This is a genomic window from Cryobacterium sp. M15 (genome assembly GCF_002929675.1).
GTDB lineage: Bacteria > Actinomycetota > Actinomycetes > Actinomycetales > Microbacteriaceae > Cryobacterium > Cryobacterium lyxosi.
The window spans coordinates 58,483-71,678 of sequence record NZ_PJJW01000038.1 but is presented as its reverse complement, the minus strand read 5'-3'; the positions used below and the strand labels follow the sequence as shown (position 1 = coordinate 71,678).

The 13,196-nt window shown below is 65.0% G+C and carries 11 protein-coding genes; 9 read left to right on the top strand and 2 right to left on the bottom strand.

Annotated features, from left to right (window positions below; all coding sequences use genetic code 11):
* Window positions 1–102 precede the first annotated feature (102 nt).
* The 4 genes from CXY83_RS10045 (at window position 103) to CXY83_RS10030 (ending at window position 5,717) form a co-directional block, all read left to right on the top strand.
* A complete protein-coding gene (locus tag CXY83_RS10045; RefSeq protein ID WP_104197218.1) occupies window positions 103–1,134 on the top strand; it encodes an extracellular solute-binding protein in 1,032 nt (343 codons plus the stop codon).
* 24 nt (window positions 1,135–1,158) lie between these two features.
* Window positions 1,159–2,787 carry an iron ABC transporter permease gene (locus tag CXY83_RS10040; RefSeq protein WP_198416455.1) on the top strand — a complete coding sequence of 543 codons (1,629 nt, stop codon included), beginning with the start codon at window positions 1,159–1,161 and terminating at the stop codon, window positions 2,785–2,787.
* Window positions 2,787–4,022 carry an ABC transporter ATP-binding protein gene (locus CXY83_RS17400; protein WP_198416454.1) on the top strand — a complete coding sequence of 412 codons (1,236 nt, stop codon included), beginning with the start codon at window positions 2,787–2,789 and terminating at the stop codon, window positions 4,020–4,022. Before CXY83_RS10040 ends, CXY83_RS17400 begins: the two co-directional genes overlap by 1 nt.
* 243 nt (window positions 4,023–4,265) lie before the next feature.
* Window positions 4,266–5,717, top strand: coding sequence for an amino acid permease (locus CXY83_RS10030; protein WP_104197217.1), 1,452 nt, complete (start codon window positions 4,266–4,268; stop codon window positions 5,715–5,717).
* A 56-nt stretch (window positions 5,718–5,773) separates the two neighbouring features.
* On the opposite strand, the gene CXY83_RS10025 is transcribed toward CXY83_RS10030, so the two are convergent.
* Entirely contained in the window at window positions 5,774–7,096 is a 1,323-nt protein-coding gene (locus CXY83_RS10025; protein ID WP_104197216.1) for an MATE family efflux transporter, read from the bottom strand.
* A gap of 242 nt (window positions 7,097–7,338) precedes the next feature.
* Between CXY83_RS10025 and CXY83_RS10020 the strand changes: the two genes are divergently transcribed.
* Entirely contained in the window at window positions 7,339–8,322 is a 984-nt protein-coding gene (locus CXY83_RS10020; RefSeq protein ID WP_104197215.1) for a bile acid:sodium symporter family protein, read from the top strand.
* A 35-nt stretch (window positions 8,323–8,357) separates the two neighbouring features.
* Here the strand turns inward: CXY83_RS10020 and CXY83_RS10015 are convergent, their stop codons facing one another.
* A complete protein-coding gene (locus CXY83_RS10015) occupies window positions 8,358–8,987 on the bottom strand; it encodes a TetR/AcrR family transcriptional regulator (RefSeq protein ID WP_104197214.1) in 630 nt (209 codons plus the stop codon).
* 71 nt (window positions 8,988–9,058) lie between these two features.
* On the opposite strand from CXY83_RS10015, the gene CXY83_RS10010 reads away from it, so the two are divergent.
* The 4 genes from CXY83_RS10010 (at window position 9,059) to CXY83_RS09995 (ending at window position 13,144) form a co-directional block, all read left to right on the top strand.
* A complete protein-coding gene (locus tag CXY83_RS10010; protein WP_104197213.1) occupies window positions 9,059–9,415 on the top strand; it encodes a DsrE family protein in 357 nt (118 codons plus the stop codon).
* Between the two features lie 43 nt (window positions 9,416–9,458).
* Window positions 9,459–9,752, top strand: coding sequence for a putative quinol monooxygenase (locus CXY83_RS10005; protein ID WP_104197212.1), 294 nt, complete (start codon window positions 9,459–9,461; stop codon window positions 9,750–9,752).
* A 381-nt stretch (window positions 9,753–10,133) separates the two neighbouring features.
* Complete coding sequence (locus tag CXY83_RS10000; protein ID WP_104197211.1) at window positions 10,134–12,098, top strand: M13 family metallopeptidase; 1,965 nt, start codon at window positions 10,134–10,136, stop codon at window positions 12,096–12,098.
* A 98-nt stretch (window positions 12,099–12,196) separates the two neighbouring features.
* Window positions 12,197–13,144 (top strand): serine hydrolase, encoded by a 948-nt coding sequence (locus CXY83_RS09995; RefSeq protein ID WP_233200777.1) that lies wholly within the window; start codon window positions 12,197–12,199, stop codon window positions 13,142–13,144.
* Window positions 13,145–13,196 lie beyond the last annotated feature (52 nt).

Sequence of the window (13,196 nt, the reverse complement as noted above, 5' to 3'; positions counted from 1 at the left end):
GGCTTGCCCTTGTCGAATGGACACATGGACACACGATTCGCTCCGTCGACAAAGTTAGCGTAGCCTTACCTTAGCAATCGTTCGCCACGTCTCTGGAGTCCCATGCGCATTCCCATCTCTGTCGCCGCACTCGTTGCCGGCGCCACCGTTTTCGCCCTCGCCGGATGCACGCAGGCCGCCGAGCCGGCAGCAAGCTCCGCAGACGGTGCCTTCACCCTCTACTCGGGGCGCGACGAAGCGCTCATCCAGCCGCTCATCGACCAGTTCGAGGAGCAAAGCGGCATCAGCGTCGAGGTGCGCTACGGCAACACCGCCGAGCTCGGCGCCCTGCTGCTCGAAGAGGGCGAGGCCACTCCAGCCCAGGTGTTTCTCGCGCAAGACGCCGGAGCGCTCGGAGCGCTGAGCAACGCCGACCTGTTCGCGACGTTGCCAGCAACAACCACCGACAAGGTCCCAGCCGGATTCACCTCGACCGACGACACCTGGGTTGGCGTCACCGGCCGTGCTCGCGTGATCACCTATGACAGCGAAGTGATGAGTGCGGCCGAGGTGCCTTCAAGCGTTGATGCATTCACCGACCCCGCCTGGGCTGGAAAGTTCGGCATCGCGCCGGCCAACGCGAGCTTTCAAGCCTTTGTCACCGCCTATCGGGTGCTGAACGGCGAAGAGGCCGCAGACAAGTGGGTTGCCGCCGTCGCCGCCAATGACCCGGTCATCTTCGACAACAACCGCGCGATCCTCGCCGCCGTCAACGACGGGGTCATCGAGGCCGGACTCATCAACCACTATTACTGGTTCGCCCAGGCCGCCGAAACCGGCGAGGCCAACATGCGCGCGCAGCTCTCCTATCCCGAGGCTGGCGATGCCGGATCGATCGTGAACGTCACGGGGGCCGGACTGCTCGCAGGTGCCACGGCGGATGCCGACGCGCTCGAGTTCATCGACTATCTCGTCGGCACCGATGCCCAGCAGTATTTCGTCGATGAGACCTACGAGTACCCGCTCATCGCCGGCATCGACGCCCCGGCCGGACTGCCCGCGCTCGACTCACTCGTCAACCCCGACCTCGACCTGGCCGACCTGGACACCCTCGCCGACACCCAGGCCCTGCTCGGCAAACACGGCCTGATCTAACATTGCAGCAGTGAAGGCGCGGTTGTGGGCTCGGGTCGGTGGCTGCGCCCTACCCTGCGCCGGGAGTCTCTCGTGACCGAGCTGCTCATTCCACCGCTCGAAACGGATGCGCCACTGCCACCGCGCGCGCCCGGCCGACATCGCTTCGGCGCGCCGCCCTGGCTGCTGGTGCTCGCCGCGCTCTGCGCGGCGACTGCCGCCATACCGCTGGTCTACCTCGTGGCGCGCACGACCGAGGCAGGGCTCACCGAATTGCTCGATACCCTGATGCGCCAGCGCGTGCTGCAGCTCACGATCAACACGGTGCTGCTCGCTTCGGCCGTCACCCTGTCGTGCCTCGTGCTCGGCACGGTCTGCGCGTGGGTTCTCACGCGCATCCGCTTGCCTCTGCAGCGCACGTTATTGCTGGTTTCCGCGCTGCCACTGGCGGTTCCAAGCTACCTGGCCGCTTACGGCTGGCTGGTCTGGTTTCCGCACCTCAACGGGTTTTGGGCCAGCTGGTTCGTCATGACCGCGGTCTGCACCCCCTACGTGACGCTGCCGGTCGCGGCGGCGCTGCGCGGCGCATCCGCAGATCTGGAATCGGTGGCCCGCACCCTCGGTCGTGGCCCGTTTCGCGCGTTCGCGGCCGCGACCTGGCCGCAGATTCGCCCGGCCGCGATCGCCGGGGCGCTACTGGTATGCCTCTACTCGCTGAGCGATTTCGGGCTCGTCGCGATGCTACGGTTTCAGACGCTCACCTGGGGAATCAATGCCGCGTATGGTGCGAGTTTCGACCGCAACCAGGCCGCGCTGCTCGCCCTCGTGCTGGTCGTGCTCGCCCTCGTGGTTGTGGCCGGCGAACGTCGCAGCCGCCGCCAAGTCTCCAGTGTTCCCGGTCGCAGTACCATGCCGATGCGCTCGCCCGGCCGTACCTGGCCCGTCTATGTCGCGCTGCTCCTCGCCGCGCCGCTCGCCGGGGTCGCGGTTCCGGTGGTCGGATTGCTCAGTCGCCTGCTCGAGGCTGAAACCCTGCGCGCAATCGACGTGTCGCGTTTGGTCGAGGCGATCGGCGCGACCCTCGGGCTGGCCCTGGCGGCTGCCGTGATCGCGGTGCTCGTGGCGCTGCCGATCGCCGCGCTCGCCGCCCGGTACCGCGGAAGGCTCGTCGCGGCAATCGAGGCCGTCGGCTTTCTCGGCCATGCCCTGCCCGGTATCGTCGTGGGCCTCTCCCTCGTGTTCTTCGCGCTCGCTGCGGTTCCAATGTTTTACCAAACCTCGCTCGTGCTCGTTTTCGCCTACGTTGTTCTGTTCATGCCGCGCGCCATCGGCAGCGTGCGCAGCGGCATTGCGGCGGTACCGACCAGCCTCGGCGACGTGTCGCGCATGCTCGGCCTGTCACCGTTTCAGGCCTGGTGGCGGGTGACCGCACGCCTCGCCCTGCCTGGCATCGCGATCGGCGCACTGCTCGTGGCCATCTCAGCTATGAAAGAATTGCCAGCGACGCTGCTGCTGCGGCCGACGGGCATTTCGACGCTCGCGACCGAGTTGTGGAGTCGCACGGCCCTGTTCGAGTTCGGCGCTGCGGCGCCATACGCGGCGGCGCTCGTGCTCGTGGCGATGGTGCCCGCGGTGCTGCTGTCCGGCATTCGCGGCACGGCAAGGGAGAACTAGTGGGCTGGGTAACGATCGAGGCGCTGAGCGTCTCCTATGGTGACACGCGTGTGCTTGACGACGTCAGCCTGCACATTCCGCGCGGCTCGCTCGTGGCCGTCCTCGGTCCCAGCGGATGCGGCAAGACCACGCTCCTGCGCGCGGTTGCGGGTCTGTTGCCGGTCGACTCGGGCACGATCACCGTTGGTGGGCGCCTCGTGACCGGCCCCGGCGTGCTGCGAGCTCCGGAGAAGCGCGGCATGGGCTGGGTTCCGCAAGATGCCTCCCTGTTTCCGCACCTGTCGGTGGGTGAAAACATCGGCTTCGGTCTGCCGCGCACGAAGCAGAACGACGACCTCTACTGCGAACCCGGCGAGACTTCCGGCGGAGTCGGCGGACTGCTGGCCGGACTCACCCGGCGTGGTCGCGCCAACCGCGCCCGACCGGTGTCCGTTCTGGCCGGTACAGCGGCGCACGCGAACCCCCTCACTGCAGTACCGATCAGCCCCGACCGCGGCCGCCAGACCAGCCGCGCGGCCCGCATCGCGGAGCTCGCTACCCTCGTGGGCCTGGCCGAACTCGTGGATCGCGCCCCCTCGCAGCTGTCCGGTGGCCAAGCCCAGCGGGTGTCGCTGGCCCGGGCGCTCGCTCCTCGCCCCGACCTCATACTGCTCGACGAACCGTTCGCGGCCCTCGACCCGCTGCTGCGTTCGGCCCTGCGCACCGAGGTCGCTGCCCTGCTGCGTGGCCAGCACAACACGAGCGTGATCGTGACACACGACCAGGAAGAGGCGCTCTCCCTTGCCGACTTCGTGGCCGTGATGCGCGGCGGGAAGATTTTGCAATTCGGCACCCCAGCGGATGTCTATGAGCGCCCGGTCGACCCCTGGGTCGCTGGATTCGTCGGCGACACCGTCGAACTCGACGGCCAGTGGCGGGACGGCCAGGTGGAGTGCGCCCTCGGCTCTCTCCCGGCGGACTGGATGGGCGCGGCATCCGCCCCCGCCGACGGAACGCCGGTGCTCGTGCTGCTCCGCCCGGAATGGCTGACCCTGGCTCTGCCATCGACCGAACGACAAACGGGTGCCGTCACCACGGCCATCGCCTACGCCGGCCACGACGCCCTGGTGAGCTTCGCCCTCCCGGCAGGCCTCACCGTGCGAGCCCGAGTGGCGGCCCCCGACCTGCCCCGCATCGGCGACCGGCTAACCCTTGGGGTGCGCCAGAATGCTCTCGCCTACCCGCTGGGCGCGTGATTTGGCCGCGGTCCCGAGTTCCTACCGGCAGGTCTGAAAGCCTTTCACTTGCCGCACTGCTGCATCCGCTGACCCGTGCGGCAGTCAGTCCGTAAAGTTACTCTTTGCGCGAGTTGCATGACGTTAGCTCACGCATGTGCCACCCTTAGGACTGGTGAGAGCTCGGAGCCGTGCGCACGAAGCCCTCCCGAAATCATGTGCAAGCGCGCATGAAACGGTTGTAGCCAAGCCAATGGAGGCTAAATGAACGAGCGCAATTCCAATTCGGTCATGAGGCGCAAACCCATTACCGACATCGGCGACGAGACCGCCAAGAACGGTCTCTTCAAGAGCCTCGGACTCTGGCAGCTCACCGCGATCGGCGTCGGCGGCATCATCGGAATCGGTATTTTCACTCTCGCTGGACTCGTTGCAAACGGCGGCCCGGACGGCGAAGGCGCCGGTCCGGCCGTGCTCATCTCCTTCCTCATCGCCGGACTCGCGAGCGCGGCCGCCGCCCTCAGCTACGCAGAGTTCGCCGGGATGATCCCCCGCGCGGGCTCGGCGTACACCTACGGTTATGTCGCCCTCGGTGAGATTATTGGTTGGTTCATCGGCTGGGACCTGCTGCTGGAGTACATCGCGATCGTCGCCGTTGTCGCGATCGGCATCTCGGGGTACTTCACCGAGTTCATGAGCGGCATCGGCATCGACGTTCCGACCTGGATGCAGGGCACCCCCGACACTCTCGACGGTGGCCTGATCAACCTGCCCGCCATCGTGGTCTGCGTGCTCGTGACCTTCATCCTCAGCCGCGGAACGCAGACCTTCGGCCGCTTTGAGCTCGTCGCCGTCGGACTCAAGGTGTTGCTGATCCTCGCAATCATCGTTCTTGGGTTCTTTTACATCAACACCCAGAACTACGTTCCATTCGTGCCGAATGGGTTCGGCGCGGTCTTCACCGGCGCGGCCACGGTCTTCTTCGCCGTCTTCGGTTATGACGCTATGAGCACCGCCGCCGAAGAGGCCAAAGATGGCAAGAAGCACATGCCGAAGGCGATTTTGCTCTCGCTCGCCATCGCCATGGTGCTCTACGTGCTGGCCACTCTCGTGCTCACCGGCATGCAGAATTGGCAGGATATCGACCCGACCGCCGCCTTCGCCGTCGCATTCCAGTCCGTCGGGCTTCCGATCGTCGCGACCGTGCTCTCGGCCTTCGCCGTTATCTCGATCCTCACCGTTATGCTGACCTTCCTCCTCGGCGTCAGCCGGGTCTGGTTCTCGATGAGCCGCGACGGCCTGCTTCCCAAGTGGTTCTCCGGCACCGACCGGAAGGGAACTCCCGCCCGGGTCACATGGATTGCCGGCCTTGCCGCGGCGCTACTGGCCGGGGTCTTCCCGATCCGGCTGATTGCCGACCTCACCAATATCGGAATTCTCGCCGCCTTCGTCGTGGTGTGCGTCGCCGTGATTGTGTTGCGACGCACCCGCCCCGATGTTCCCCGCACCTTCAAGCTGCCCTTCATGCCCTGGGTGCCCGTGTTCGGGGTGCTGTCTTCTGTCTTTCTCATCACGCAGCTGCACTGGGAGACCTGGCTGCGCTTCGGCATCTGGCTCGTCATCGGCCTGGTCATCTACTTCTTCTACGGTCGCCACAACTCCGTCATGAACCCGAAAAGCCCCCGCTACATCGAGCATCCGGTCGATCCGCACTAGCGCCGTTCAGGCAGTGGATGCCGGTGCGCGGCCGGTCCTGCATCTGCGGCGCGAAGTCAGCGCGCGCCGACGATCATCCAGGCCAAACTGCGGGCGCGCACGCTCAGCGTCAGCGCGCGGGCGCCGAGGTAGCCGAGGGCGAACGCCGCCATGAGCAGTGCGAGACCAACTGGGCCCGCCGGCGCAAAGACCAACACGGCAGCGGCCAGCGGCACAAAGGCTGCGAAGTTGAGCAGCCCGGTCAGGGCCAGGTAGCGAGCGTCGCCGGCGCCGATGAGCACGCCGTCGAGTACGAACACCACCGCGCCGAGGGGGACGGATGCCCCCAGCACGATCACCGTCAGCGGCAGCAGTGAGGTCACCGCGTCAGAGTTCGTGAACGCGTGCCCGAGCACGCCGCTTGTGCCGATCACGACGGCGGCGAGCACGAGGCCGGCCAGTACGCCCCATTCCAGGCATCGGCGCAGCACGGCGCGCACGTGCGCCACGTCTCCGGCACCGAGGCCGCGACCGACGAGAGCCTGGGCGGCGATCGCGAGGGCGTCGAGGGCAAAGGCGAGCGTCGCGAACAGGGTCATGGCAATCTGAAAGGCCGCGAGCTCGGGGGAGCCGAGCTGGGCGGCGACGAACACGGCGAGGAGCATGGCAGCGCGCAGGCTGAGCGTGCGCACAAACAGCCAGCCGCCGCTGCGGGCGCCAAGTAGTAATCCGGCTCGGTGCGGGCGCAGCGGAGCGCTCTGGCGCCTGGCATGCATGGCGACCACCACGAGGTAGACCAGGGCCATGCCCCACTGCGCCACGACCGTGCCGACGGCCGATCCGGCAATGCCCCAGCCGAGCAGGTAGATGAAGACATAGTTGAGCGCAATGTTCGCGCCGAAGCCGATTCCGGCGACGTAGAGCGGGGTACGGGTGTCTTGCAGGCCGCGCAGCAGTCCGGTGGCGGCGAACACCAGCAGCATGGCGGGCAGGCCGAACATTGAGATACTGAGGTAGGTGTCGGCATCCGCTGTCACGGCCGGTTCGGCGCCGAACGCGCCGACGAGCACCGGAACGGCCAGCAGGCCACCGGCCGCGAGAACGATTCCGAGACCGACGGCGAGCCAGAGCCCGTCGATGCCGACGGAGACTGCCTTGCGCGTATCGCCGGCGCCGAGCCAGCGGGCCACGGCCGGGGTGGTGCTGTAGGCGAGAAACACCATGAGGCCGATGATGGTTTGCAGCACCGCGCTCGCCAGGCCGAGTCCGGCCAGAGGGGTGGTGCCGAGGTGGCCGACCATGGCCGAATCCGCCAGCAGAAACAGCGGTTCGGCCATGAGGGCGCCGAGCGCGGGCACGGCGAGCCGCAGAATGTCGCGGTCGATGGGCTGTGCCCGCAAAATATTGATAGTTCGACTTTACGGGGGGCCGCCGGTCAGTTCTGAGCCGCGCTGCCGCCTGACTTATTGAGCGTTGCGTTGCGCCGGAGACTGGCAGCGTTCCTGTGCGTTCGCGCCGATTCCGGGAGTTGGTGGATTTGGCGGTGTTGAATCCGAAGACTCAGTGGCAGTGCCTCGGGGATGCTGCCTAACCAGCAGGTGCCGGCCACGAGGTCCCTGTTCATTGTGGGTATGGTTTCATCATGTACCGCATCAGAATTGTCAGCGCATTCGTCGGTCGTTGGTTTGCCGTTATTGTTTTGGCTGCGGGGGCGTTGGCGCTTGCTGTGCCCGACGCATTTTCAGGCCTGACCGTGGCGATCCCGTGGTTACTTGCCGTGATCATGCTGGGAATGGGTATGACGCTGCGTCCCGTTGACTTTGCGATTATTGCCAGGCGGCCGTGGGCGCTACTGCTCGGCGTTGCCGTCCAGTTTTTTGTGATGCCGCTGCTTGGCTTTGGGATTGCCGTCGCGTTGGGGCTTTCGCCGATGCTGACGGCCGGCATGATTTTGGTCGGTTCGGTGCCCGGAGGTACAGCGTCCAACGTGATGGTTTACCTCTCTAAGGGCGATACCGCATTGTCTGTGGCGATGACGTCCGTTTCGACGTTGTTGGCGCCTGTGCTGACGCCGCTGCTGGTCTTGGTGCTCGTGGGAGAGTCCTTGCCCGTTAATGCTGGCGCTTTATTCGTGTCGATTGTGCAGATCGTGCTGGTTCCGGTGGTGCTCGGGCTCGTGCTGCGCATGATCGTCCCGCGCCTGGTGGAGCGGTTTCTCGATGTTTTGCCGCTGCTGTCGGTGGCCGGCATCACCGTCGTGGTTGCGGCCGTCATCGCCGCGAGTGCCTCTACGCTGTTATCGATTGGCGTGCTCGTGGTCGTCGCCGTGATCTTGCACAACTCCCTCGGGCTGACGTTGGGGTACTACATCGGGCGTCTGTTCGGGCTTCCCGTCGCTAGTCGCCGAGCTCTCAGCTTTGAGGTGGGCATGCAGAATTCCGGCCTCGCCGCCGCCCTGGCCGTGGCGCATTTCAACCCGGTGGCCGCGCTGCCGGCAGCGATATTCTCGGTCTGGCACAACGTATCGGGTTCGGTGCTCGCCAGCTACTGGGCGCGCAAAGACCTATCGTCCGATGAGGTTTCCGAATCTTTGCCGGTCACCACCCGAGCCGGATCTGACCGGTAGTCAGAAGGCAGTGACCAAGCGCTGACCACCGCCGGCTAACGGGCAGCTGCGTCACGTTTCGTTAGTTCTCCCTTGGTAGCGGGCGGCTGCGTTTCCTCGTGTTTGTGAGCGTCGACGAGTTCTTGTGCCATGGTGCTTGCTTCGCGAACGAGAGCAGCGTCGCGGCCGACCTTCGCAGCGGTGATAGCCGCGTCGTAGAGCAAGACGAGGCGGGATACTGCCGTGGACATAGTGTCTGCACCGAGGAGGTTGGCCAAGTGTGTGCGAACGACGGCGCGGTAGTCTTGCGCGACCGTGCGTACCGCCGCGCACTCCGGCAGTTCGATCACGGCGTTGGTGAATGGGCAGCCGTGGAACGTGTTCAATTCGACTGAGCGGGCGAGGGCCTCAAATAGGGCGGCGACCCGCTCCCGGCGTGGTGAGAGCGGATTGTCCAGTACGTGGGCGTTTCGGATCCAGCCGTCTAGTTCCTGCTCCAGGTAGGCCACGACGAGAGCTTCTTTGTTGGCGAAGTTGTTATAGAGGCTGGCTTTGGCGACGCCCGCGTTACGCACGACAAGGTCGATTCCCGTTGCATTGATGCCGTGTTCGTGGAACAGGCGGCCCGCGGACGCGAGTAGGCGCTCTTTGGCGCTCACTATCGGGGTGATGGTCGACGAATACATACTTTGATATTACCAGACCGATCGGTATAGTTGACAGTGACCAGATCGGTCTAACTAGGAGGTAACTATTCATGTCTGAATCTAAGATCGCCGTCGTCATTTATGAGCCCATCGGCTCCGACACCTCACGCGTCTATCGCGGTCTCAAAACCGCCCTCGAGTTCAAGGATGCTGGCGATGACGTTGTCGTCGTTTTCGACGGATCGGGTGTTGAATCCCTCGCCGCCATCTCAGACCCTAAGCACAAGATGAACCCGCTCGCCGTTGCCCTGCACGACAACATCCGGGGCGCCTGCGCATTCTGCGTCGCATCCCACGGGGTTACCGACGCTGTCGAGTCCGGCGGCTGGCCGCTACTTGCTGAGTACAAAGGCGAAGCGAGTATCCGTTCTCTCGTCGTCCAGGGCTACCAGATCCTCAACTTCTAAGCACCACGTCCGCCCCCGTTCCCTTGCATGAATTGGAGTTTTCATGGCCCTGACAGTACTTCTTGACCTTCGCTTGAAACCGGAAGCCGTTCTCGGTGCGCCGGCCATGCTGCGCGACATCCTTACCGGGACCCGAGCATTTGAGGGGTGTTTGGGTGTTGACGTGTTGCTTGATTGTGATGATCCCGCCCACATGATCTTGCTGGAGCGGTGGGCGTCGGCCGACGCTGACGCGGCCTACCGTGAGTGGCGTGCGGGTGCGGGTGCGACCGAACTGGGCTCATTGCTAGCCAGCGCCCCCCAAGTCTCAATGTTTGAGACCGCCAGCGACATCTGACTGACCACGACAGCACTCACCCGAGATCGTGTTCCCGTTCTCGGGTGCGCGCCGTGGGTTGTTGCAACGCCGGTGGTTTGCGGTCATCAGTAGGGAACAGGGCGTAGTTCTGCAACACGCGGACGCACCCCGGTGTCGACTCCCGTGTTGCAAGCCGCCTGCCCGCCTGCCGCGGGAATCTGGCACGACTATCTCCTCACAACTTCGAATAAACGATCCCTTATTGTATTTCGTCGAGGGGTCGGTTCGGCCGTCTCGTTCGCAACAATCGAACCCAGATACTTATTCGAAGTGATGCGGCGTTGGCGGGCAGCGCTTTTAGTATCGAATATTGATTCGTACACTCGGCTTCCACCGACTCCGCCCAGATAGGCTGGGCTCATGACTGAGCTGGCGAGTGCATCCGGAATCAACGAGAACGAACTTGACCCGGAGGTGCGCCCACAAGACGATCTCTTTCGGCACGTGAACGGCAAGTGGATCGCACGTAGCGAGATCCCCGCCGACAAGGCCCGCTGGGGTTCCTTCACGATGCTTGCCGAAGACGCCGAGAAGGCCGTGCGTGAGATTATCGTCGAGGCGCAGGCCGCGCCAGCGGGCAGCCTGGAGCGCAAGTTCGGCGACCTCTACACGAGCTTTCTCGACGAAGAGCGCATCGAAGCGCTCGGGTCCAGCCCGCTGCGCGACGACCTTGCCGCGGTCGACGCGGTCACCAGCATCTCCGAACTTCTCTCGACCCTCGGCCGCCTCGAGCGCGGTGGCGTCGCCGGAGCCTTCCACCTCTACGTCGACAACGACCCAGGCAACCCCGAACGCTACCTGGTCTTCATCGCGCAGGGTGGTATCGGCTTGCCAGACGAGTCCTATTACCGCGAAGAAAAGTTCGCCGAGATTCGCACCAAGTACCAGGAATTTCTCGAGCGGATGTTCACCCTCGCCGGTTTCGACGGCGCCGCCGAACGCGCAGCGCGCGTCTTCGACCTCGAAACCGAACTCGCCTCGCACCACTGGGACAAGGTAGCGACCCGCGACAGTGAGAAAACCTACAACCTGCGCACCTGGGGCCAGGTCTCGGCACTCGCCGCGGGTGCCGACGTCGACCTCTGGCTTGATGGCCTCGACGCCCCGGCCGGCGGCTTCGAGGAGGTCGTCGTGCGTGAACCCAGCTTCATTGCGGGGCTCGCGACCGCCCTGTCAGACGACCGCCTCGAATCGTGGCAGGACTGGCTGCGCTGGCAGGTCATCCGCTCGAGCGCTGCGTACCTGTCGGGTGAATTCGTGGAGGCGAACTTCGACTTCTACGGGCGCACCCTGAGCGGCACCCCGCAGCTGCGTGACCGCTGGAAGCGCGGCGTTTCACTCGTGGAGGGCGCTCTCGGCGAGGCCGTGGGCCGCATCTACGTGGAGCGTCACTTCAAGCCGAGCGCCAAGGAGAGCATGGACGTGCTCGTGGCCAACCTCGTGCAAGCCTACGAAAACAGCATCAGCACCCTCGACTGGATGACCGAGGAGACACGCACAAGAGCCCTCGAAAAGCTGCGCAAATTCACGCCGAAGATCGGCTACCCGGTGAAGTGGCGCGACTATTCCAGTCTCGAGATCGCAGCTGACGACCTCATCAGCAACGTCAAGGCCGCTGGCGAGTTCGAGTTTCAGCGCGAGCTCGGCAAGATCGGCAAGCCGCTCGACCGCGACGAATGGTTCATGACGCCGCAGACCATCAACGCCTACTACAACCCCGGATTCAACGAAATCGTCTTTCCGGCCGCCATCTTGCAGTTTCCGTTCTTCGACGATGCGCGTGACCCGGCCGCCAATTACGGCGCGATCGGTGCGGTCATCGGCCACGAGATCGGTCACGGCTTTGACGACCAGGGCTCCAAGTACGACGGCGATGGTCGCCTCACCGACTGGTGGACCGCCGAGGACAAGGCCGCGTTCGAGCTGCGCACGACCGCGCTCATCGCGCAATTCGAGGGCCTTACGCCGCAGGCCATCCCCGGTCACACCGTCAACGGCGCGCTCACGATCGGCGAGAACATCGGTGACCTCGGCGGGCTCTCCATCGCCTGGAAGGCCTATCTGCTTTCGCTGAACGGTGCAGAAAGCCCCGTCATCGACGGACTCACCGGTGCCGAACGATTCTTTCTCTCCTGGGCCCAGGCCTGGCAGATGAAATTGCGCGACGCTGAGGCCATCCGCTTGCTGGCTATCGACCCGCACTCCCCGAACGAGTTTCGCTGCAACCAGATCGTCAGCAACATTCCCGCGTTCTATGAGGCGTTCGAGGTCGGCGAAGCGGATGCCCTCTACCTCGCCCCCGACCAGCGCGTCACCATCTGGTAGCGCGATCGTCCCCCCGTCCGGGTTACTGTAGGAACAAGCTCTTCTGAGCTGGGGATGAGGCAGGCGCGGGGCGTATGCCGAGGAAAGGATCGAACCGAGTGATCGTTTCCGGGCGCGACGCCGACGGCGCCAGTGCTGCTTCCAGCCGGGCGGATGCCGTGCCTGGCCGTTCCCGCCACGCGGCAGTGCCTGGCGGCAAACACCGCACAACAGACTCGCCTGAGAATTTCGCCCGTGGCTTTGCGTGCCTCGGCGAACTCGCCCTCAACGATGTGCAGGTCTCGGCCCGGGCAACCGATCTTTCGACCGGACGCGTGCTCTTCTCGGTCGACGACCACGTGTCGATGCCAACGGCGAGCGTTGGCAAGGTGCTGCTGCTGATCGAGGTGGCAGCGCGCCTGAACGACGCCGAATTCGGGCTGGCCACGATGCTCGAACGATCCGGCGCGGATGCCGTGAGTGATTCCGGTGTCTGGCAGCACCTGCAGACTTCACGACTCGGTGTCGCTGATCTTGCCGCCCTCGTTGGCGCGACGAGTGACAACCTCGCCACGAACGTGCTCATTCGTGCCGTAGGGCTGCACTCGGTGCGCGCCCGTACCGAACAGCTCGGACTCAGCCGCACGGCGCTGCTCGATCTGGTGCGCGACACACGCGGCCCCGACGACGCGCCGCAGCTCTCAGTGGGCAGCGCGAAGGAGCTCACCTGGCTGTTCACGGCGCTCGCCCGCGGTGAGATCGTGAATGCTGAGACCAGCGCGCGGGTGATTGGCTGGCTGTCGCTCAACACCGACCTGTCGCTCGTGGCCAGTGCCTTCGGCCTGGATCCGCTCGCGCACCGGGAGAGCGACCACGGTCTGCTCATGGTCAACAAGACGGGAACGACGACGGGCGTTCGCAGCGAGGTGGGAATCCTCCGCGGTCCGCGGGCCGGAGTGACGTACGCGGTGTCGATGGTGTTCGACGATGCTCGGCATATGACCCGGCTCGCGGTGCTCGACGGCATGCGCTCGGTGGGGGCCGACCTGCTGGAGTACGTGCACTAGCTGGCGGTAAGTTGTGCCATCGTGGAGGTGACGGGCAGTGACGCCCGTCACC

Coding starts and splice junctions, on each gene's coding strand:
- CXY83_RS10015 (WP_104197214.1), bottom strand. CDS start 8,987: ATGTATTCGTCGACCATCACCCCGATAGTGAGCGCCAAAGAGCGCCTA.
- CXY83_RS10010 (WP_104197213.1), top strand. CDS start 9,059: ATGTCTGAATCTAAGATCGCCGTCGTCATTTATGAGCCCATCGGCTCC.
- CXY83_RS10045 (WP_104197218.1), top strand. CDS start 103: ATGCGCATTCCCATCTCTGTCGCCGCACTCGTTGCCGGCGCCACCGTT.
- CXY83_RS10030 (WP_104197217.1), top strand. CDS start 4,266: ATGAACGAGCGCAATTCCAATTCGGTCATGAGGCGCAAACCCATTACC.
- CXY83_RS10000 (WP_104197211.1), top strand. CDS start 10,134: ATGACTGAGCTGGCGAGTGCATCCGGAATCAACGAGAACGAACTTGAC.
- CXY83_RS10005 (WP_104197212.1), top strand. CDS start 9,459: ATGGCCCTGACAGTACTTCTTGACCTTCGCTTGAAACCGGAAGCCGTT.
- CXY83_RS10020 (WP_104197215.1), top strand. CDS start 7,339: ATGTACCGCATCAGAATTGTCAGCGCATTCGTCGGTCGTTGGTTTGCC.